Raw genomic sequence first — 22,633 nt, 5'->3', positions numbered from 1 at the left:
ATGCCCGGAACCTGGCCTTTTGTTCGTTTGTGCTCGGTGGGAGCATTGCTGCTCGGGCCGGGCCTGCCGGCGCCGGCCCAGGCGCCTTCCCGCCTCGACAGCCTGCAGGCGGCGTACCCGTTTCTGCACACCTCGGCCAACCGGATTGAGCAGGCCCGGGAGGGATTGCCGCGCTTTTACCAGCGGCTGGCCGGGGTGCCGTCAGGACCGGCGCGGGTGAGCGTGTTGCACCTAGGCGACTCGCACGTGCAGGCCGACCTATTTCCGGGCCAGGTGCGGCAGGAGCTGCAGCGCGCTTACGGCCATGCCGGCCGGGGCCTCGTGTTTCCCTACCGGCTGGCCCGCACCGTCGGCGCGGGCGCGGTGCGCACGCGGGAACTGGCCGGCCACTGGCGGGCGCGCAGCCTGCGGGCCGCGCCAGACCCCACGCTGCCCATCGGCCTGAGCGGCTTCGCCCTGGCCACCGCCGACACGGCGGCCCGGTTTGGGCTGACAGTACGACCGCCGGACGGCTTTTCCAAAATAACGCTGATACGCAGCGCCGGGCCCCGCGCCTTCGACTGGCAGGTGCTGACCCGCCAGGACCGGCTGCTGGGTATTGTGCCCGGTAACGGCAGCCCGACGCTGACGCTCGATTCAGTGCGTAGCGCGGTGGAGCTGCGGGCCGCCCGCACCAGCCCAGGCCAGACCCGCGCCGTGCTCCACGGCCTGCTGCTCGACAACGGCCAACCCGGCGTGGTGTACCACACCAGCGGCGTGAACGGCGCCGCGGTGCGCGACTACCTCCAGGCGCCGCTGTTTTTTGCCCAGCTGCCGCTGTTGGAGCCCGACCTGATTATCGTCTCGCTGGGCACCAATGACGCTTATAAGCCCGGCTTTCACCCCGCGCTTTTTATCCGGCAGCTTGACACCCTGGTGAGCCGGCTGCGGCGCCGCTGCACCGGGGCCGACGTGCTGCTGACGGCGCCGCCGGAGTCGTTGCGGGCCCACGGCGCGGCCAACCCCGACCTGCCCCGGCTGCGCGCGGCCCTGCGGGCGTATTGCCAGGCCAATAAGCTGGCGTACTGGGATTTTGCGGCGGTGCAGGGCGGCGCGAGGGCCATGCGCGCCTGGCAGGCCCACGGCCTGGCCCAGCCCGACGGGGTGCACTTCACGGCCGCCGGCTACCGGGTGCAGGGTCTTTTGCTTTACCTTGCCTTGCAGGATGGATTTGCTAGCCAACGTTTTTAATAGACTGGACCCGGCGCGGCTGCTGGACCAGTTCGTGTACCACCCCCGCAGCCCGCTGATTTTCAACACGGGGTTCTTTTTGCTGCTGTTTCTGGCGTTTCTGGGCGGCTACGAGCTGCTGCGCCACCGGCACCGGGCGCGGCTGCTGTACGTGACGGCGTTCTCGCTGTTTTTCTACTACAAGTCCAGCGGCTGGTATTTCCTGCTGCTCGTGTTTTCGACGGTGGTCGAGTACCACTTTGCCCGCTGGATTGCCGATTCCGGCAGTCCGGCGCGCCGCAAGCAGCTACTGCTGCTCAGCCTGGCCGTGAACCTGGGCATGCTGTTTTATTTCAAGTACACCAACTTCTTTCTGGCGGGCTACCAGGCCCTTACCGGCAACGCCGTTCCGGTGCTGTACGTGCTGCTGCCGGTGGGCATTTCCTTCTACACCTTCCAAACCCTGAGCTACACCATCGACGTGTACCGGGGCCAGATAAAGCCCCTGCGCAACATCGGCGACTTCGCGTTTTTCGTCACGTTTTTTCCGCAGCTCGTGGCCGGGCCCATCGTGCGGGCTTCGGTTTTTCTGCCGCAGATTGAGAACGAGCCATTCCTTTCGCGCCAGGACCTGGGCCGGGCCGTGGTGCTCATTGCGGCTGGCTTGTTCAAGAAGGCCGTCATTTCCGACTACATCAGCCTGAACTACGTCGAGCGCATCTTCGACAACCCGACGCTCTACAGTGGCATCGAAAACCTGCTGGGCGTGTACGGCTACGCCCTGCAGATTTACTGCGACTTTTCGGGCTATTCCGACATTGCCATCGGCATTGCGCTGCTGCTGGGCTACCGGCTGCCCATCAACTTTTTGTCTCCCTACCAAAGCACAAGCATCACCGAATTCTGGCGGCGCTGGCACATTTCGCTGTCATCTTGGCTGCGCGACTACCTCTACATTCCGCTGGGCGGCAACCGCAAGGGCGCAGTGCGGCAGTATATCAATCTGTTCCTGACCATGCTGCTGGGCGGGCTGTGGCACGGGGCGGCGCTCACCTTTGTGGCCTGGGGCGCGCTGCACGGCCTGGGCCTGGCCGTGGATAAGCTGTTTCAACAAGTAGTTAAGCCGCGCGCTACCGGGCTGAACAAGCTGCTGGGCTGGCTCATTACCTTTCATTTTGTGTGCTTCGGCTGGGTGTTTTTCCGGGCCGGCTCGTTTGAAGTGGCCCGGCAGGTGCTGCACCAGATTACCCACAACCTGCGGCCCGATTTGCTGGTCCCGGTGGTGGGCAGTTTCCGGCCGGTGTTCGGGCTGGTGGCGCTGGGCTACGCGCTGCATTTCCTGCCCGACGGGCTCACCCTGCGGGTGGAGGGCGCGGTGGCGCGGCGCTCGGTGCTGGCGCAGGCCGTGCTGCTGGCCGCCGTCATCTGGCTGGTGATTCAAGTGAAATCGGCCGAGATTCAGCCCTTTATTTACTTTCAGTTTTAACGCCGACGGGGCCCGGTTTCTGAGGGCATTGGGGCCGCGCGGGTGGTACCTTTGGCGCCTACTTTCTTGCCGCTTATGAGCGACCTTACCTCTTTCGACAAAGCCCGCACGGGGTTGTGGACCAGCCTGCAGAAACACCTGGCCACGGTGTATGCCGCCGAAACGGCCTTTGCCCGGGCCGTGGCTTTTGCCGACGGTGCCTTCCCATTCGCCGCCTCGGCGGCCACCGCCGAGCAGCTCGACGACTACGGGCGGCAGCGCCGGGCCCTGCGCGACTTGTTTACCGACGAAACCAACCAGCTTGACACCCTCACCAAAGCCATTCGGGTGAAGGGCTACGCCGAAGACGAGAAAAAGCAGCTCTACCTGCTGCTACTCGGCTACATCGACATCGCCGCCACCGTGTTTGCCCGCCTGCACACCGACGTGCCCACGGCCCTGCCGCCTGACGAGGAACTGGCCGAAACCACAGCCCGCTTCGCGCGGGTGCAGAAGTTCGCCCGGCTGAACGTGAAGGGCCTGGCCGGCCTGCTTTAGCATAAATATTAACACGCCGTGACGCCGTCGCTTCAGCTGGGGCTTGTGGTTCTGCTCCTGGGGGCGGGCATGGCCTACGCGGCCCGGGCGGGCAAGCTCACCACCGCTGGCGTGTGGCTGGGCGGGGCTCTCGGCCTGGCCATTTACTGGGGCGCGGGGTGGGCCGGGCTGGGGCTGCTGGCGTTGTTTTTCGCGCTGGGCTCGGCCGCGTCTTCCTGGCGGGTGGCCGACAAGCGCCGCCTGGGCCTGGCCGAGGAAAACAAAGGCCGCCGCACGGCCGGGCAAGTGCTGGCCAATGCCGGCGTGGCCGCCGCGCTGGGTTTGCTGAGCGCGGGCTTCCCCACCTTTGCCCCGCTGGGCGGGCTGATGCTGGCGGGCAGCTTCGCGGCGGCCACCGCCGACACGCTGGCCTCGGAGCTGGGCAACGTGTACGGCCGGCGCTACTACAACATCCTCACCTTCCGGCCCGACGTGCGGGGCGAAAACGGCGTGGTGAGCGCCGAGGGCACCTTGCTGGGCCTGGCGGGCAGCGCCGTGGTGGCGGCGGCCTATTGCTTGGGCCACGGCTGGGGCCCGGCGTTTGGGTGGCTGCTGGTGGCCGGCACCGTGGGCAACGTGGTGGACTCGGTGCTGGGGGCCACGCTGGAGCGGCGCGGGGTGCTTTCCAACAACGCCGTGAACCTGCTCAACACGCTGGCCGGGGCCCTGGCCGCGGCGGGGTGCAGCGGGCTGGGGTAGGGGCCGCGCCGGGCGAGGCAACGGCGCGGGGCCGTTTGTCGTTGCAAGCGCCTAACGTTGCGCTTAACTTTTCTCCATGCCCCGCTTTACTTTTCTGCTGCTGGCCGCGTTGCTGGCCTTTGCGGCCCGCCCGGCGGCGGGCTATGCCGTGCTCACCCACGAAGCCAACATCGACTCGACCTGGGAGCGCTGCCTGGTGCCGGCCATTCTGAAGCGCTACCCCACCACCACGCCCGAGGAACTGATTGCGGCCAAGGCCTACGCCTACGGCGGGGCCATCATTCAGGACATGGGCTACTATCCCTTTGGCTCGGTGCTGTTTACCAACCTGACGCACTACGTGCGCTCCGGCGATTTCGTGCGCAACCTGCTGATGGAAGCACGGGACCGCAACGACTACGCCTTTGCCCTGGGCGCGCTGGCCCACTACGCGGCCGACCTCAACGGCCACTCCGAAGGCACCAACCGCGCCGTGCCCCTGGTGTACCCCGACCTCAAGGCCAAGTACGGCGACGTGGTGACCTACGAGCAGGGCAAGGTGCAGCACGGGCAGCTGGAGTTTTCCTTTGACGTGGTGCAGCTGGCCAGCGGCAAGTACCACAGCCAGGACTACCACCAGAAAATCGGCTTCCAGGTGAGCAAGGCGCCTCTGGAGCGGGCTTTTCTGAAAACTTACGGCCTGGAGCTGGGCCAGGTCATCGTGAACGTGGACCTGAGCATTGCCAGCTTCCGCTTTGCCGTGAGCCAGCTCATTCCGCAGGCGGCGCGGGCGGCCTGGCACTACAAGCGCAAGGACATCATGAAGCTGAGCCCCGGCGCCCGGCGCCGCGACTACATGGCCCGCAACCACCCCAAGGCGTTTCGCAAGGAATACGGCAACGACTACGAGAAGCCCGGCTTCGGCGCGCGCATCCTGTCGTATTTCATTCGGGTGCTGCCCAAAATCGGGCCGCTCAAGCCCTTTGCCTTCAAGCTGCCCACGCCCGAGGCCGAAAAGCTCTTCCGGGCCAGCTTCCGCAAAACCATGGCCAGCTACTGCGCCAACATTGCCCGCCAGCCCGCCGACACGGCCGCCGCGCCCCTCACCCTGGCCAACGCCGACTTCGACACCGGCCACCCCACCCGCGCCGGCGAGTACGGCCTGGCCGACGAAACCTACGGCGACTGGCTGCGCAAGCTGGCCCGGAACAAGTTTGACGGCCTGAGCCCCGTGGCGCGCCAAAACATCCTGGCGTTCTACGGCACGGTGCCCAAAAGCCCGGCTTCCAAAGAAGAGAAGGAAGGCGACAAGCAAAAAGAAACCCAGGAAGCGCTGGCCCAACTGCGGGAACTGCGCTGACCCATGCGGAGCGCAGCACGGAAAAGGTGCGCATCGAAGAAAACAAATGCGGGTTTTGGGATTGTCGGAACACTGACGCCCCGATTGGTTGAGGTATAGCTATATCCAGCAGATTTATTCGTAGGTTTGATAGGTGCTCAGCCCGCCTTGGGCGGCCATGTTTGCCGGTAATAGAAAGATAAAACGTGGAATAGTACTACAGGTACTAGCTTTGCGCAGTCCTTACCGGCATTCGTGCCCCTGAGTTTTCTTGCTTTTTTCCACGGTTACAGGTTTCTGTTTCTCATCTCTCATTCCCGCGTTTTATGAAACAATCAATTACTGTGCAGCAGCCAGCTTTTGGAGCCCGGCTGCTTTTGTTTTTGCTGCTTTGGGGCCCTTTAGGCGCCTGGGCCCAAACGCAGACGCCTACCACCATTGCGCCCATCAGCTTGGGAGCTGCGGCCTACACGCAGAACTTCAATACGTTGGCTGCTAGCAGCACCAGCTCGACGGTGCCCGCTGGTTTTGGCTTTTCGGAAACCAACGTGGGCACGGGCACCAGCGCCAACAACACCTACACCGCGGTGACCGTCACGGCCAGCAGCAGCCCCAGCACCGGCGACACCTATAGCTTCGGTTTTGGCAGCACCACCACCACAGACCGGGCTTTTGGCTCCGTGCGCAGCGGCTCGCTGGCCGCCCAATTCGGCTTTGCTTTTACCAACAACACTGGCAGCACCATCACCAGCCTGAGCGTGGGCTACACGGGCGAGCTGTATCGCTTAGCGGGTTCCTCGACGCCGCGCAATGCCTCCGACCGACTGGACTTTCAGTATAGCCTCAACGCTACCTCCCTGAACGCAGGCACGTTCGTCGATGTGGATGCCCTGGACTACGTGGGGCCCGTGAATACCAACACCAGCAGCACCGGCTACGACGGCAACGCCACGGCGAACCGCGCGGCCATTTCCGGCACCATCACCGGCCTGAACATTGCCGATGGCGCTACTTTCTACATTCGCTGGAACGACTTCGATGCCCCGGGGGCCGACGACGCCCTCGCCATTGATGACTTTACGATAACGGCCACCACGGCCGCCCCCTGCAACGCGCCCACGGGCCTGGGCACGGCCAACATCACCTCCACCACGGCCGACGTCACCTTCACCGGCAGCGCGTCGGCCACCGGCGGCTACACCGTGACGACTTCGCCGGCTTCGGCTACGCAAACCGGGGCGGCCGGCGCTACGTCGGTGGGCTTGAGCGGGCTGACGCCGAATACGGCCTACACCGCGAGCATCGTGAGCAATTGCGCCGGCGGCGCAGTTTCCAGCGCGGCCACCGTCACCTTCACCACGTCGGCGGCCAGCACGCCCTGCGACGCGCCCACGGCCCTTGGCGTCAGCGCCGTCACCAACAGCACCGCCACGGTCTCGTTTACGGGCAGTGCCACCGCCACCGGCGGCTACACCCTGACGACCACGCCAGCTACTTCGTCGCAGACTCTGCCGGCCGGTGCCACGTTGGCCAACCTGACCGGCCTGACGGCGGGCACGGCCTACACGGTGAACATTGTGAGCAACTGCGGCGCCGGTGGTGCATCCAGTCCGGCCACGGCTACTTTTACCACCACTTCGGTGTGCGCCGCGCCCACGGGGCTGGCGGCGGCAAACGTGACGACGACGAGTGCAGACGTAACGTTCACGGGCAGCGGCTCGGCTACCGGCTACACCGTGACGACTTCGCCGACGACCACCACGCAAACGCTGCCGGCCAATGCGACCAGCGTGAGCTTCGTGAGCCTGACGCCCGGCACGGCCTACACCGTAAGCATCGTGAGCAATTGCGCCGGCGGTGCCACGGCCACGGCGGCCACCACCACTTTCACCACCGCTACTCCGCCGGTGCCGTCCATTAGCATTGCGGCGGTCAATACGGCCTACAGCGAGAACTTCAACACCCTGGCCACGGCTGGCAGTGCCAACGCTATCGGCACGCTGCCGCTGGGTTGGACTTTTGATGAAGCAGATACCAACGCCAACACAAACTACCGGGCCGATGACGGCGGTTCTGCCACGGGCGACACCTTCAGCTACGGCACGGGCACCACTACGGACCGGGCGTTGGGTACACTAGCTAGCGGCAGCCTGCAGTCCACCATCGGCGCGGCTTACACCAACAACACCGGCGTGCCCATTACCTCGCTGCTCATCAATTACACCGGCGAGCTTTGGCGCTTGGCCGTCCTGAGCGGACGGCTCGACCGGCTCGACTTTAGCTACAGCACGGGTGGCGGCACATTCACCACGGCTACTTACACGCCTTTTTCGGCCCTCAACTTTTCGACGCCTGCAACGGCCGACCTGACTGCGGCGGTCGGGGCGCGAAACGGAAACGCTGCCGCGAACCAAACGGCGGTTACGGGCACCATTTCGGGCCTGAACATTGCGCCTGGCGCCACCTTCTTCATCCGCTGGGTTGACCCGGATATCACCGGCAACGACGACGGCTTGGCCATCGATAACTTCTCACTGACCGCCAACCCCGTGGTGCCGTGCGGCGCGCCCACCATTGCCGGCGTCAGCACCGCGCCCACCACGGCCAGCGTGACCCTCACCCCCGGCCCCGACGGCGGCACCACCTTCACGGTGACGGCCACGCCCGCCGGAGGGGGCACGCCCGTTACCGCTACGGGCACCTCGCCGGTGAGCCTGACGGGCCTCACGCCCGGCACCAGCTATTCGGTGACGGCTACTTCGACCTGCAACGCGGGCTTCAGCAGCCCCAGCGCGACTTCGGCCGCTACCCCGCTCACCACGCCTGCAGCGCCCACGGCCAGCTTGTTTGTGCGCCGAAACAACGTCGGCTACCCCAATAATGGTGCTGCCTACGATTTTGGCAACCAGACGCTGGCTACCAGCAGCGCGCCGGTTAGCTTCACGTTGGCCAACAATGGCACCGGGGCGCTCACCATCAGCAGCATTACCACCACCGGCAACTTTGCGGTGAGCGGCCCGCCCCCCACCACCGTAGCGGCCGGCGACACGGCCGTGGTAAGTGTGACGTTTACGCCCACGGCGTTGGGCGCCCGCACCGGCACCCTGGTCATCAATTCCAACGCCAGCAACGCCGCCGCCTACACGGTGAACCTGACGGGCACCGGCACGGCCGTCCCAACGCCGGAAATTGACGTGCAGCAAACCAGCACCGGCACCAGCTACGCCAGCGGCAGCACGTTCAGCGGCTTCCCCACTACCACGGTGGGCAGCTTCAGCCCGGTTGCCTTCACGGTGCTGAACACGGGCACGGCGCCGCTGACCATTAGCAGCACCGTTCCGTCCGGCGATTTCAGCATTGCGTCCAGTGGCAATCCGCCTTATGTGATTCCGGGGGGCGGCTCCTTGGCGCTCAGCTTTATTTTCGGCCCGACGGCACCCGGCACGCGCACCGGCTCGGTGACGCTCACCAACAACGACGCCGACGAAGCTACCTACGTCATCAACCTGAGCGGCAACGCCACGGCGGCAACGCTGCCCAACTTGACGGTGACCACGGGCACTCCGCTGGCACCCACGCCCATTGCGGGCAATTACAACGACGTGACCATCGCGCCCGGCGGCTACGCCGCGCTGGCCGGCCCGCTCACGGTGGCCGGTACGCTCACCATCCAGAATGGGGGCGGCCTGGCCCAAGGCGGCCTGGGCCAGGCCTGCCAACCGCTGACCGGCACCGGCAGCTTCGTGCTGCAGGCCGACGGCACCCTGGCCATCTGCGACCCGCTCGGCATTTCGCCCACGGGCGTGCCCACGGGCGCCGTGTTGCTGACGGGCACCCGCACGTATAGCCCCCTGGCCAACTACATCTACACCGGGAACGCAGCGCAGGTCACGGGTACGGGCCTGCCCTCGACGGTGCAGGCGTTGGGCGTGCAAAACGTTGCCGGCGTGACCCTGAGCCAGGCCCTGAGCCTGACGCAGGGCCTGAACCTGGGCCTGGGCAACCTGATTACCAACGGCCGGACGTTCACGCTGCTGTCGTCGGCGGCCGGCACTGCCGGCGTGGTGAATGGCGGCGGCGTGGTAGTGGGCACGGCCACGGTGCAGCGCTACATCAACAGCGCCAATGCCATCGGCTACCGCCATTATTCGGCTCCGGTGAGCAACACGACGTTCGGTGATTTGGCCACCACGGGCTTCTCGCCGGTGTTTAACGTTATCTATAACAGCAGCCCCACGCCGAGCACGTTGACGACCTTCCCCACGGTATTTGGCTACGACCAGAGCCGGATTGCCACGGTTAACTCCAACTACGGCAGCTTCGACAAAGGTTGGTTCTCGCCCAGCGGCCCCACCGATGCCATGGTGGTGGGCAAAGGCTACACGGTGAATGCCCCCAACACGGCCCTGGTCGATTTCGTGGGCACGCTGAACAACGGGGCGCAGAACTCCGGCGTCCTGGCCCGCGGCACCGATGCCGCTGCTGGCTGGCACCTGCTGGGCAACCCCTACCCGAGCCCCCTCGACTGGAACACCGTGACGCCGGCCCAGCGCCCCGGCATGGACGCCGCCATCTACGTGTTTGAAAGCGCCGGCCAGTACGGCGGCTCGTACCGCGCCAGCGTGAACGGCGTGGGCGGCAACGCCAACAGCTCGCAGCCGATTGTGGTGGCGGGCCAGGGGTACTTTGTGCGGGTTAGCGCGGGCCAGACCAGCGGCCAGGTAAACCTCACCAATTTGAACCGGGTAAACACATTTGGCCCGCAGCCCAGCTTCGGCCGCGGCACCACCGACATCCGGCCCCAAGTGGCCCTGACGCTGCAAGGCGCCTCGGTGGCCGATGCCGCGTACGTGTACTTCGAGGCTGGCGCCACGGCCGGTAAGGACGTGGAGTTTGACGCCACCAAGCTGCCCAACTCCCACGGCCTGAACCTCTCCTCGCTGGCCGGCGGCGAAGCGCTGGCCATCAACGGCTTGCCCGCCCTGGGTGCCGCCACGGTGCTGGTGCCCCTGCACGTAGCCGCTCCCCAGGCCGGCAGCTACTCGCTCACGGCTAGCTCCGTGGCCAATTTCACCGGCACCGTGACGCTGATTGACGGCCTCACCGGCACGCGCACGGCGCTGAGCACGGGCAGCCGCTACGCCTTCGCGCTGGCCAGCCCCACGGCCGCGGGCCGCTTCACGCTGGAGGTTGGCCCCGCCGCGGCCCCGTTGGCTACCGCCGCGCAGGTGCTGGCCGCGCAGGTGCAGCTGTTCCCCAACCCGGCCAGCGGCGCCTTCCGCCTGCAACTGCCGGTGCTGAGCAGCAAAGTTGCCGTGCCGGCGACGCTGGTGAATGCCCTGGGCCAGACCGTGCGGAGCCGCACGCTCAGCGCCCCGGCCGGTCAGGCCCTTGATGCGGAGTTTGACGTGCGCGGCCTGGCGGCCGGCGTTTATACCCTGCGCCTGAGCCTCGACGGCACGCCCGTGGTGCGCAAGGTGGTGGTGCAATAAGCTCTCTGCCAACTGCAATTAAAAAGGCCGGTCCCGCAGGGACCGGCTTTCTTTGTTTGGAAGGACCTGCGTTTTCAAGTGGAATTGGCAGTATTGGTGACCATGCAGCGCCTATTAGCGCGACAGTAACGCGACAGAAAGCTTCTGAGAAGCTTTTGGCAACGTTCCCGGCATCGATTGCGGAGATATAAAAGACTAAAGATGTTGGGGTGGATAGGCGAGGAGTGTACCTTTCTTAGGTAAAAATTTCTTTGCCTTTTTTAGAACTCCCACTCAATTTTTTATTCATGCTCCCACTTTTTACGCTTCGAGCTGGTCTGGCCAGCTTGCTCACGCTGCTGCTACTGGTGCTAAGCCCACAGTTGCACGCCTACGACCTGACCGTGGCCAAAGACGGCAGCGGCAACTACACCACCGTGCAGGCCGCCATCGACGCGGCCCCGACCGGCCGGACCAGCGTGTACACCATTTTTATCAAAAACGGCAAGTACAAAGAAGTCGTGACCGTGCCTTCCAACAAGCCGTTCATCCAGTTGGTGGGCGAGAGCGTGGGCAACACCGTCATCACCTACAACAACTCGGCCGGCACGCTGGTGGGCGGCGTGGCCCTGGGCACCCAGAACTCGGCCTCGGTCACCATCAACGCCACCGACTTTTCGGCGGTGAACATCACGTTTGAAAACTCGTTTGGCGAAGCTTCCTCCAACGGTCAGGCGGTGGCCGTGCTGGTGAACAACGACCGGGCCGCCTTCCGCAACTGCCGTTTCCTGGGCAACCAGGACACGCTCTACGTGAAGGGCTCGGGCACGCCGCGCCACTACTTCCTCAACTGCTACATCGAGGGCAACACGGACTTCATTTTCGGCAGCTCCATTGCCCTGTTTGAGCAGTGCAACCTCTACGCCAAGGTGAAAGCCACGGCCACCACGTCCTACATCGCGGTGCCCAACACGCCGGCCGGACAGGCTTTTGGGCTGGTGTTTAAGAACTGCAACGTGACCGGCAACCCCGTGGCCAACGGCACGAACACCCGCTACGACCTCGGCCGGCCCTGGCAGGCCAACCCCAAGGCCGCCTTCCTGAACTGCAACCTCTCGACGCCCCTGATTCTGGACGAAGGTTGGTCGCCGACCAGCTCGGCCGGCACGGCCACCATCGCCGATTCCTACTTTGTGGAGTACCAGAACACCCACTTCAACGGCAAGCCCATCAACACCGCCAGCCGGGTGCTGTCGGGCCAGAACCTGACGCCCGCGCAGCCGTCGTCGCAGCTCACGGCCACCGAAGCCGCCACCTATACCAAAGCCAACATCCTGAGCGGCTGGGACCCCTGCACGCTGATTGACTGCGCCACGCCCTTCACCAAAACCGTCATCGTGAACAACTTCAAGGGCGTGAAAGGCACGGCCTCGCCCGCGGTGCCCACGGCTTTTACCTGGAACACGAGCTGGCCCAATGCCGGCGACGTGCTGAGCGTGTACCGCGCCACGGCCACGCCGCCCGCCGCCCTCGGCGCCTTCGCCGTGGTGGGCAGCCAAACCGAGCCCAGCGACACGATTTTCAACTACACTTTCTCGGATGCGGTGCCCACCTCGGGCAGCCTCTCCAAGTACTTCGTGCGCGGCAGCGCTACGCCGGCCCAGATTTCCTCGGATACGGTGACCATCAGCAGCGCGCCCACTATTGTGGTGACGGGTACCTTGGGGGGCTTCACGCAGCAACTGGGCTCGCCTTCGTCGGCGCAGAGCGTGACGGTTTCGGGCACCGACCTGACCTCGGCGGTGAGCGTGACTGCACCGGCCAACTACGAAGTGTCGCTGACTTCGGGCGGCACGTACAGCAGCAGCGTGAGCCTGGCGCCCACCGGCGGCACGCTGGCCGGCACGCCGGTTTACATTCGCCTGAACGCGGCCACGGCCAACAGCTATGCCGGCAACGTGACCCTGGCCAGCACCAATGCCACGTCGGTAATATTGGCCGTGAGTGGCACGGCCATCGTGGCGCCCACCACGTTCTCGGTGGTGCTGCAGCAGTGGCCCCTGCGCGCCAACAGCGCCGACAGCACCTTCGCCCGCAACGCCCGTCTGGCGGCCACGGTGCCCACGCTCAAGCGCCTGTACCTTTCCAACGGCACCACGCTGCCCTCCGTGCCAGCCTATTCTAACTTGTTCGGCCAGGCCTTCGGGCCTACGGCCAACGGCGACGGCACCTGGACCGTGGTGGGCGGCACCCTGAACCGCAAATACTACGAGCAGTTCACGATGACCGTGGCCGCGGGCTCGACCGTGCGCGTGGACTCGCTGCTGTTCAACTCGGCATTCTACAACACCAGTTCGAACACGAAAATGGCCGTGGTGTACTCGCTGAACGGCTTTGCCGCCCCCGCCGACTCCACGGAAATCACCGGCGGCCGCGGGCCCAGCGGTGCGCTGGCTTTCTCGGCCAGCGGCAATTTCAATAATTCCTTCCCGCTGCTGAACCAGACGGCCGCCACCACCGCCCTCTACCGCGTGGCCCTGAGCGGCCCCAGCGCCGGCAACCCCACCGGCGGCGTGACCGTGGCGGGCGGCCAGACTCTGACGGTGCGCCTGTACTTCGCTTGCGGCAGCACCGGCACGCCGCGCTACGGCATGCTGAAAAACTTCCGCATCAAAGGCGACGCCCAGGCCGCTACCGTGGGCGACGTGACCATCACCGACGGCCGCACCCTCACCGGTGCCTACAACACCGTGACCGTGGCCAGCGGCGCCCAGGCCACCCTGATGCTGCCCGTGACCGTGAACACCGCCCTGACCACCGCCACCGGCGCCATGCTCAACACCAACGCCCAGGCCCTGCTTGGGGGCGGCAGCGTGACCATAGCCGCGGGCAGCGAACTGCGCATTGCCGATGCGGCCGGCATTTCGGCCAGCGGTGCCACGGGTGCCGTGCGCAACACCGGAGCCCGCACGTTCAGCCCCGATGCCAGCTACACTTACAACGGCACCGTGGCCCAAACCAGCGGCAACGGCCTGCCCGCCACCGTGCGCAACCTGACCGTTAACAACACCGCCCCCCTGGCCGCCGACCGCACCCTGACACTGAGCCGGGCCGTGGGCGTGGCCCAGCTGGCCCGTCTGCAAAGCGGCAACCTGCTCACCAACGGCAACGCATTCACGCTGTTGTCGGTGGCTGGCCAGGGCACGGCCCTGCTTGACAACACCGGCGGCGTGGTGAACGGTACCGGCACCCTGCAGCGCGCCATCGACGTGAGCACGGCCGCCAACATCGGCTACCACCACTACTCGGCGCCGGTGAGCAACACCACCGTGGCCGATTTGGCTGCCCCCGGCTTCACGCCGGTGGTGAATTCGGTTTATAACTCGGCCAGGCTGGCCAAGCAGGTGAACCCCTTCCCCACGGTGTATGGCTACAACGAAGCCCGCGTGACCGCCGGCACCGGCGCCAGCAGCATCGCCACCGACCTCATCGACTTCGACAAAGGCTGGTTTTCTCCCAACGACCTGACCGACCCCATGAGCGTGGGCAAAGGCTACACCGTGAATGCCCCCAATGCCACGCTGGTGGATTTTGTGGGCACGTTCAACAACGGCGGCTACAACATCAACAACCTGACCCGCGGCACCGATGCCGCCGCCGGCTGGCAGCTGGTGGGCAACCCGTACCCGGCCCCGCTCGACTGGAGCACGGTGACCACCGCGCAGCTCACCAACCTCGACGCGGCCATGTACATCTACCATTCTTCGGGCCAGTACGTGGGTTCCTACACCACCTACCTGCCCAACGGGACGGGCACGGGCGGCAGCGGCACCGGCAGCCCCATCATCGATGCGGGCGCGGGCTTCTTCGTGCGGGTGAGCACTCCCGGCACCGGCGCCTTCACCCTGAGCAACGCCAACCGCGTGAAAACTTTCGGCACTCAGCCGGCCTTTGGGCGGGCGGCGGCCAGCACCCGCCCGCTGCTGCGCCTGCAGCTGGCCGGCGCCGGCTTCGCCGATGATGCTTTCCTGTACTTTGATAACCAAGCCACCAGCGGCGTCGATGCTGCCTTCGACGCCACCAAGCTGACCAATCCCAACGGCCTGAACCTGGCCTCGCTGACCGGTACCGAAATGCTGGCCATCGACGGCCGCCCGCTGCCCACGGTGGCCACAATGGTGCCGTTGTTCGTGGGCGTGCCCGCGGCGGGTACTTACACCCTCACGGTGCCGACCCTCGACAACTTTGGTTCGATGACGGCTACCCTGCACGACGCCCTCACCGGCACGCGCACGGCGCTGAGCACGGGCAGCCGCTACGCCTTCACGCTGGCCAGCACCACGGCCGCGGGCCGCTTCACCCTGGAGTTTGGCCCGGCCGCGGCCCCGCTGGCTACCGCCGCGCAGGTGCTGGCCGCGCAGGTGCAGCTGTTCCCCAACCCGGCCAGCGGCGCCTTCCGCCTGCAACTGCCGGTGCTGAGCAGCAAAGTTGCCGTGCCGGCGACGCTGGTGAATGCCCTGGGCCAGACCGTGCGGAGCCGCACGCTCAGCGCCCCGGCCGGTCAGGCCCTTGATGCGGAGTTTGACGTGCGCGGCCTGGCGGCCGGCGTTTATACCCTGCGCCTGAGCCTCAACGGTACGCCTGTGGTGCGTAAGGTGGTGGTGCAATAAGCTCTCTGCCAACTTCAAGTAAAAAGGCTGGTCCCGCTGCGGGGCCGGCCTTTTTTGCTTTTGGACTGAAGCTACTGGGCTGAAATCAGCAGGAAAACCGGAAGCAGTCGGAGCGGGGTGTCTCTGTCAGGTTCGGCAGCTCATACCAAGCGTTTCAGGTGAATTGCGCGATAACTGCGGCCAGAGCCGGGAGCTCTGCGGTTAGCCGGGCCCGGTCGGCCAGCTCAAAATCAGCAAAATCGAAGCCGGGGGCCACCGTGCAGCTGACCAGTGAAAAGCCGGTTCCGGCCTTAACCCGGGCCCCGAACCACGTATGGGCCGGCACAACGGCTTGGGGCAACTCGCCCTGCGCCACGTCCTGGCCCAGGGTAATGGTGGTGAGGCCCCCGTCTTGCAACAGCAGCAGCTCCAGGGGCTGCCCCTGATGAAAAAACCACAGCTCATCCGATTGTATCCGGTGGAAATGCGAGCGGTTGTCGTTTTCCAGCAGGTAGTAGATGGCCGTGCTTGCGTTGCGCCGCGCGCCGCTCTCGGCGGTTGTCTGGAGGCCGGCCCGGTAAGTTTCGCGGTAGAAGCCGCCTTCGGGGTGGGGCTGCAGGTGCAGCTGCTGAATAAGGTCCTGGGCGGTGGTCATGGAGTCGAAAGTAAACAGAAGGCTGCGCCGGCCCGCACGTGGCCCGCGCTGGCTGATGGCGTGGCGGCCAGGCGTGGCGTGCAGCGAGCATTTAATGCCGGGACAGCATGCCGGACGACGCAAAGTAGCTTTACTGCCTTAATATTAACACTGGAACAAAAGACCGGGGTGGCCATCCCGGCACAACCGCTGGTTCTGGCCTGACTTCGCGCTGTCTATGAAAAAAACACTTTCCATTGGGTTTGTTGCCCTGATGGCCTTCGCCTTCGTCGGGGCGGTGCCAAACCGGGTGGCGCAGCAGGCGCCGGCTCCCGGCAGCAGCATCGCGCTGCTGGTCCTCAACCAGCCGCCCTGCACGGTGCCCACCTCTCAATCCGTTTTCAAAGCCAAGGTGGCTTACGTCATTGCCGCGCAGGAGCAGTCGGACTATGGCTTCGAGGTTTCCATTAAATTTCAGAGCACCGACCCGCGCATGACGTTTTCCAGCGGCATGCAGGGCGTCATTCCGGTCACCAGCCGCCACGATACCCTCACGGTGGAATATCCGCTGGCCAAAATATGGGCCAACCCGCGGCTAAAGCGCCCGCTCACCTGCTACTTCTACCTGCACCGCAACACGGCGCCCGGCCGCAGCACGGTCATCGCCCGAACGCCGCCGATTGTGTTTCGGGAGTGCCTGTAGGCGCCGCCCCAGGCGCGGTGGTGGGAGGAAGGGGGAGGGCGTAAAATCCGGGCGCGGGCTTAAACCCTGGGCCACTGGCCACGTCTATGCAACAGCTCTTGACCCTCCACCACTTATTCCGAAATCTTATGAAAAGAAACGCACTAAAGGCCGCGGGCTTGGCGCTCCTGCTGGCGCTGGCCGCCAGCGGGGCAGGCCTGGCCCAGCCCCAGCACCCGCGCGACGGCCGCCCCGGCCACGCCGAAATGAAGGCCTACGCCCAAGCCAATGTGCTGCCCGTGCTGCGGCAGCAGCGCCAGAAGCTGGAGCCCCAGCTCGCTGCCGAAGACCGCACCCAGCTGGCCGCCTACCGCACCCAGCTCAAGGTGCTTGAGGCCAAAGGCAAGGCCCTGCGCCAAAGTTTCCGCCCTGCCGGCACGTCGGCGCCGGGCCAGCGCCCCGAACTCACCGAAGCCCAGCGCGAGCAGTTGCACCAACTGCGCAGCGAAAGCCGCAGCATCATGCTGAAAGTGGCTGAAATGGCCCAGAAATACGACGGCGCCATCGCAAAGCTGGCCGAGGAAGTGCAGCCCCAGCGAGAAAAATGGACCACCGACCTGCGCGCCATTGCGGTTAAAAACGCCGCGCCCGGGCAGCCGGAGCAGATGGCCCGCTTCGCCGGGCGCGAGGGGCGCGGCCACCGCGGCGGCAGGCACCACGGCTTCTTTCGGCCTGCCAAGTTTTTGCTGATGGACCCCAACGCCACGGCCGCCCCCGCCGAGCCCGCGCTGGGCGCCACCAGCTTCTACCCCAACCCGGCCGCGGCCACCACCCAAATGGAGTACGACGTGCGCAAAGCCGGCCCCGTGACCGTTGACTTGCTCGACAAAAACGGCAACAAGCTGCGCACGCTCTTCAGCGAAGCCCAGGCTTCAACAGGCGCGCACACCCAGCAGCTCGATTTGCACGACTTGCCCGCCGGCACGTATTTCTACAAAATCACCACCAAATCAGGCAGCGAAAACAAGCGGTTTGTGAAGGAGTAGCGGGTGGTTGTACGGCGCCAAAAAAGGCCGTCATGCTTAGCATGACGGCCTTTTTTGGCATTGACCGAAGATTGGTCAACTGCCGGCCTGCACCAGGTCGCCGCTCAAGCGACGGAGCTGGGTTTCGGCCTGCTTGGCCGAGTAGCGGATGTCCAGCAGGCGCGTTTCGGCGTCGAGCTGGTTGCGCTGGGCTTCGCGCAGGGCCAGGGGCGTGAGCAGGCCCAGCCGGTAGCGCTCCAGGGCAATGTCCACGTTTTGGCGGGCCAGCTGGATATTGGTTTCTTCGAGCTCCAGCAGCTGCAGGAAGTTCTGGTATTGGGCAAAGGCCGTGGACGCGTCAGCATCGAGCTGCAGGGCCGTTTGGGCCAGGCTGAGCTTGCTTTGCTCTTCCACCACGCGGGCGTTCTGTTCCTGGCGGCGCAGGTTGAATCCATCGAAAATGGGCACCGAAGCCGTGATGCCGTAGTTCAGGCCCTGCACCTGGTTGGTGCTGCTGGTGAGGACGGTGCCGGCAAACGCGGCGTTGTTGATGTTGCGGGTGAGGCCGTAGCCCGACACCAGCCCAATCTGGGGGAAGCGCGAGGCCCGCACCAGGCGGCGGTCGTAGGTGGCCACTTCGGTGCCCAGGCGGGCCTGCGCCAGCCGCGGGTTCCGCGTTTTGATGCCTTCGGTAACGGCGTCCTCGCGCAAATCGCGTGTCACTACCAGGCTGTCGCTCGGCTCAAAGTCCACCTTGGGGGTGCGGCCCAGCAGGTTGTTGAGCGTGATTTTGGCGGCGGCCAGGGCCTGCTGCTGCTGCAGAAACAGGCTGCGGTCGGCGTTGTAGTCCACCCGGGCCGTCAGCACTTCCACTTTGGCGCTCACGCCCACGTCCACCTGCGCCTGGGTGAGGTCGATGCGGGCCTGGCCGATTTTCAGGGCTTCTTCCAGCGAGGTGATTTTGCCGGCCTGCCGCACCACGTCGTAGTAGGCGTTGGTCACGGCTTCCACGGTTTCCTCCACGTTGGCGCGCGTGATTTGCTGCTGCTGCTGGCGCAGGGTTTTCAGCCGGTCGTAGGCGATGAACATGCCGAAACCGTCAAAAATCGTCCAGCCCAGCGTCACGTTGGCATTCAAGGCGTTGGAAGTAGCCCCGTTCACGATGCGCGGGTCGGCCTCGCCAAAGCGCTGATTAATGTTGTTGTTGTTGAACGTCCGGGTGAAATTGCCGGTGAGGCTGGGCAGCTGGCCGGCGTTGCCGCGCGTCACGTTGTTCTGCGCAATCTGCTCGTCCTGCCGCGCCAACAGAATGCCGTAGTTGTGCTGCAAGGCCTCCGCAATGGCCTGCTGCAGCGACAGCGGCGGGGCCGTGGCCACCGATGCCGGCCGCTTCAGCTGGTTTGGGCGCGCCTTGGGCACCTGCTGCGCCAGCGCGGCGAAGGGGAGGAGGGCAAGGAAAAAGAGAATCGGGAATTTCATGGAAGGAATTCAGAACATCAAACTCCCCTCCTTTTTTAAGGAGGGGACGTTGCCGCGCCTGCGACAACTGGGGCGGTGAATGTCGTTGAACGATGAATTACTGCGTAGTGCCATTATCGTTCAACGACTCAACCACCCCCGTTCGAGCCTGCGGCTCGAACATCCCTCCTTAAAAAAGGAGGGGAGTTGGTCGTTCAACTTTAAGCCGTCACCGCTTCGGGTTTCTTCTCAGCCGTTTTGGGTTTGTGGTTCTTGGCCGTGGCGAAGTAGGAATACATCACCGGCACTACGTACAGCGTGAGGCCCGTGGCAAACAGCAGGCCGCCCACCACGCCAATGCCCATGGCCCGGCGGCCCAGCGCGCCCGCGCCCTGCGCCATGGCAATGGGCAAAATGCCCAGCACGGCGCACAGGCTCGTCATCAGAATGGGGCGGAAGCGGGCCGTGGCGCCCTCAATCAGGCCGGTCATGTAATCAGCGCCTTTCTCCACGCTCTGGTTGGCGAATTCCACGATGAGAATGCCGTTTTTCGTCACCAGGCCCACCAGCATGATGATGCCGATTTGCGAAAACAGGTTCATGGTCTGGTTGAAATACCAGAGGCTGAACAAGGCGCCCGACAAAGCCAGCGGCACCGTCACCATGATGATGCCGGGGTCGCGGAAGCTCTCAAACTGCGCCGCCAGAATCAGATAAATCAGCACCAGCGCCAGGCCGAAGGCGAAGAGCACCGACGAAGAGCTTTCGGCAAAGTCGCGCGACTGCCCCGTGAGGGCCGTGGAAAATGATTCGTCAAGCTGCTTGTCGGCAATGGCCTGCATGGCCGCAATGCCTTCGCCCAGGGTTTTGCCCTTGGCCAATGAGGCCGAGAACGTGGCCGCGTTGTAGCGGTTGAAGCGGTAGAGCTGGGGCGGCGTGCTTTTTTCTTCGAGGCGAATCACGTTGTCGAGCTGCACGAGTTTGCCGTCGCGGCTTTTTACGTTCAGGGTGCGCACGTCGAGCGGCTGGTTGCGGTCTTCGCGGGCCACCTGGCCGATAATCTGGTACTGCTTGCCGTTGCGGATGAAGTAGCCGTAGCGCTGCCCGCTGAGGCCCGCCTGCAGGGTCTGGCTGATGTCCTGCACGCTCACGCCGAGACTCTGCGCCTTTTCGCGGTCAATCACCACGCGCAATTCGGGCTTGTTGAACTTCAGGTTCACGTCCACAAAGCTGAAAGTTTTGTCGGCCAGCGCGGCTTCCAGAAACTTCGGCACGGCGGCGGTCAGCTTCTCAAAATCCTGGGTTTGCACCACAAAGCCCACCGGCAAGCTACCGCCCCGGCCGCCCCCCCCGCCGGAGCTAATGCTCTGGTCCTGCGACACCGACACGCGGGCGCCGGTGTATTTTTTCACGGCCGCCGTCAGAATATCAGCCAGCTGTTGCTGCGTGTGGGGGCGCTGGTCGGGGTCTTTGAGCAATACGCGGGCAATGGCCGAGTTGGCCGCGCCGCCGCTGCTGCCGCCGCCGGGCGAGGTCACTGTCAGGATGTTATCCGCATCGCGGGCCGAGCTGTCGGTCAGCACCTTGGTCAGCTGGTTCATGTAGTCGTCCATGTATTCGAACGACGCGCCTTCTGGAGCGGTGGCATTGATGCTGAGGCGGTTGCGGTCTTCCACGGGCGCCAGCTCCGAGGGTAGCGTTTTCATGAAAAACCAGATGCCCACGCCCGTCAGGGCCACCAGGCCCCAGGCCATCCAGCGGCGGCCGAGGAAAGTTTCGAGCGAGCTGCGGTACGCGTTGGTGATGTATTGGAAGAAGGGCTCGGTCTTGCGGTAAAACCAGTTGTGGGTTTCCTCCCGCTTGAGCAGCTTCGAGCACATCATCGGCGTGAGCGTGAGCGACACGAAGGCCGAAATCAGCACCGAGCCGGCCAGCACGATGCCGAACTCCCGGAAGAGCTTGCCCGTGATGCCCGACAGGAAAACCACCGGCAGAAACACCGCCGCCAGCACAATGGTGGTCGAAACCACGGCCATCAGGATTTCCTGCGAGCCGTTTTTGGCCGCTTCGAGCGGGGTTTCTCCTTCCTCGATGCGGCTGTAAATATTTTCCAGCACCACAATGGCATCGTCCACCACCAGGCTGATGGCCAGCACGATGGCCAGCAGCGTCAGCACGTTGATGGTGAAGCCCATGAGGTCCATCACGAAGAAAATGCCAATCAGCGACACCGGAATGGCCACCACCGGAATGATGGTGGAGCGCCAGTCGCGCAGAAACAGAAAAATCACGACCACCACCAGCACAAAGGCTTCGAGGATGGTGTCTTCCACCTCCGCAATCGACGCCCGGATAAACACCGAGTTATCAAAACCTGTGCTGACTTTCAAATCCTTGGGCAAGTCGTTCTGGTATTGCTTCATCCGCTTGTTAAACTCATCGGTGATGGCAATCTGGTTGGTGCCCGGCTGCGGAATGGCCATGATGCCCACCATCGGAATGCCGTTGCGGCGCAGGATGGTCTGGTCGTTTTCGGGGTACAGCTCGGCGTAGCCCACGTCCGTCAGGCGCACCAGCGAGGCGGGGTCGTTGCGGATAATCAGGTTGTTGAAGTCGTCGACGGTGGCCAGGCGGCCCATGGTGCGCAGCGAGAGCTGGGTGCTCTGGCCCTGCACGGCGCCGCTGGGCAGCTCCACATTTTCGCGGGCCAGGGCCTGCTGCACGTCCACGGGCGAGATGCCGAGGGCGGCCATCTTCACCGGGTCGAGCCAAAGGCGCATCGAGTACTTACGTTCGCCCCACACCCGGATTTCGCTTACGCCCGGAATGGTCTGCAGGCGCTCTTTGAGCACGTTGTTGGCGTAGTCGGTGAGCTCCAAGAGCGTGCGCGACGAACTGCTCAGGTAGCTCAGGATGATGGGGGAGGAGTCGGCGTTGGCCTTGCTCACGGTGGGCGGGTCCACGTCGCGCGGCAGGCGGCCCTGGGCACTCGACACTTTGTCGCGCACGTCGTTGGCCGCCGCTTCCAGGTCCACATCCAGGTCAAACTCAACCGTAATCGTAGAAGCCCCGTCGCGGCTGGTCGACGACAGGTTTTTGATGCCCGCGATGCCGTTGATGCCTTCTTCGAGCGGCTCGGTGATTTGCGACTGAATCACGTCGGCCGAGGCGCCGGTGTAGCTGGTTTGTACCGTGATGATGGGCGGGTCGACGCTCGGGTACTCGCGGATGGCGAGCGAGCGGAACCCAATGGCCCCAAATATCACAATGAGCAAGCTCATCACGATAGCGAGGACCGGCCGGTTGATGCTGACGGAGGAAAGGCTCATGTTTTAGGTTAGGCTACTGGTAGAAAATCTTTTTTCGGCTGTCATCCTGAGCACAGCGAAGGACCTTCTCACCGAAGAACGTTTTTCAGTAATTCAT

Annotated in this window: 12 protein-coding genes; 9 read left to right on the top strand and 3 right to left on the bottom strand. The window is 64.6% G+C overall.

Annotation, left to right across the window (positions count from 1 at the left end; all coding sequences use genetic code 11):
• The 7 genes from I2H31_RS13075 (at position 1) to I2H31_RS13045 (ending at position 15,429) form a co-directional block, all read left to right on the top strand.
• Positions 1–1,230 carry a GDSL-type esterase/lipase family protein gene (locus I2H31_RS13075; protein ID WP_196293492.1) on the top strand — a complete coding sequence of 410 codons (1,230 nt, stop codon included), beginning with the start codon at positions 1–3 and terminating at the stop codon, positions 1,228–1,230.
• A complete protein-coding gene (locus I2H31_RS13070; RefSeq protein ID WP_196293491.1) occupies positions 1,205–2,695 on the top strand; it encodes an MBOAT family O-acyltransferase in 1,491 nt (496 codons plus the stop codon). Before I2H31_RS13075 ends, I2H31_RS13070 begins: the two co-directional genes overlap by 26 nt.
• A gap of 75 nt (positions 2,696–2,770) precedes the next feature.
• The gene (locus I2H31_RS13065; protein ID WP_196293490.1) at positions 2,771–3,232 is read left to right on the top strand and encodes a hypothetical protein; all 462 of its coding nucleotides are present in this window, start codon (positions 2,771–2,773) and stop codon (positions 3,230–3,232) included.
• A 45-nt stretch (positions 3,233–3,277) separates the two neighbouring features.
• Positions 3,278–3,970, top strand: a complete 693-nt coding sequence (locus I2H31_RS13060) for a DUF92 domain-containing protein (RefSeq protein WP_317192227.1) — start codon at positions 3,278–3,280, stop codon at positions 3,968–3,970.
• A gap of 76 nt (positions 3,971–4,046) precedes the next feature.
• Positions 4,047–5,309, top strand: coding sequence for a zinc dependent phospholipase C family protein (locus tag I2H31_RS13055; protein WP_196293489.1), 1,263 nt, complete (start codon positions 4,047–4,049; stop codon positions 5,307–5,309).
• A 305-nt stretch (positions 5,310–5,614) separates the two neighbouring features.
• On the top strand, positions 5,615–10,780 hold the full coding sequence (locus I2H31_RS13050; protein WP_196293488.1) for a fibronectin type III domain-containing protein: 5,166 nt from the start codon (positions 5,615–5,617) through the stop codon (positions 10,778–10,780).
• A 287-nt stretch (positions 10,781–11,067) separates the two neighbouring features.
• A complete protein-coding gene (locus I2H31_RS13045) occupies positions 11,068–15,429 on the top strand; it encodes a pectinesterase family protein (RefSeq protein WP_196293487.1) in 4,362 nt (1,453 codons plus the stop codon).
• Between the two features lie 154 nt (positions 15,430–15,583).
• On the opposite strand, the gene I2H31_RS13040 is transcribed toward I2H31_RS13045, so the two are convergent.
• Positions 15,584–16,063: a cupin domain-containing protein gene (locus I2H31_RS13040; protein WP_196293486.1), complete on the bottom strand. Its 480-nt coding sequence runs from the start codon at positions 16,061–16,063 to the stop codon at positions 15,584–15,586.
• 217 nt (positions 16,064–16,280) lie between these two features.
• Between I2H31_RS13040 and I2H31_RS13035 the strand changes: the two genes are divergently transcribed.
• Positions 16,281–16,745 (top strand): hypothetical protein, encoded by a 465-nt coding sequence (locus I2H31_RS13035; RefSeq protein WP_196293485.1) that lies wholly within the window; start codon positions 16,281–16,283, stop codon positions 16,743–16,745.
• 128 nt (positions 16,746–16,873) lie between these two features.
• Positions 16,874–17,770: a T9SS type A sorting domain-containing protein gene (locus I2H31_RS13030; protein WP_196293484.1), complete on the top strand. Its 897-nt coding sequence runs from the start codon at positions 16,874–16,876 to the stop codon at positions 17,768–17,770.
• Positions 17,771–17,845: 75 nt separating this feature from the next.
• Here the strand turns inward: I2H31_RS13030 and I2H31_RS13025 are convergent, their stop codons facing one another.
• Complete coding sequence (locus tag I2H31_RS13025; protein ID WP_196293483.1) at positions 17,846–19,228, bottom strand: TolC family protein; 1,383 nt, start codon at positions 19,226–19,228, stop codon at positions 17,846–17,848.
• Positions 19,229–19,428: 200 nt separating this feature from the next.
• Entirely contained in the window at positions 19,429–22,536 is a 3,108-nt protein-coding gene (locus tag I2H31_RS13020) for an efflux RND transporter permease subunit (protein WP_196293482.1), read from the bottom strand.
• Positions 22,537–22,633 lie beyond the last annotated feature (97 nt).

Origin of the sequence: Hymenobacter ruricola (assembly GCF_015694525.1) — a bacterium.
In the GTDB taxonomy this organism is placed as follows: Bacteria; Bacteroidota; Bacteroidia; order Cytophagales; family Hymenobacteraceae; genus Hymenobacter; species Hymenobacter ruricola.
Note: the sequence above shows the minus strand (reverse complement) of the source record. Positions and strands in the feature narration are given on the sequence as shown.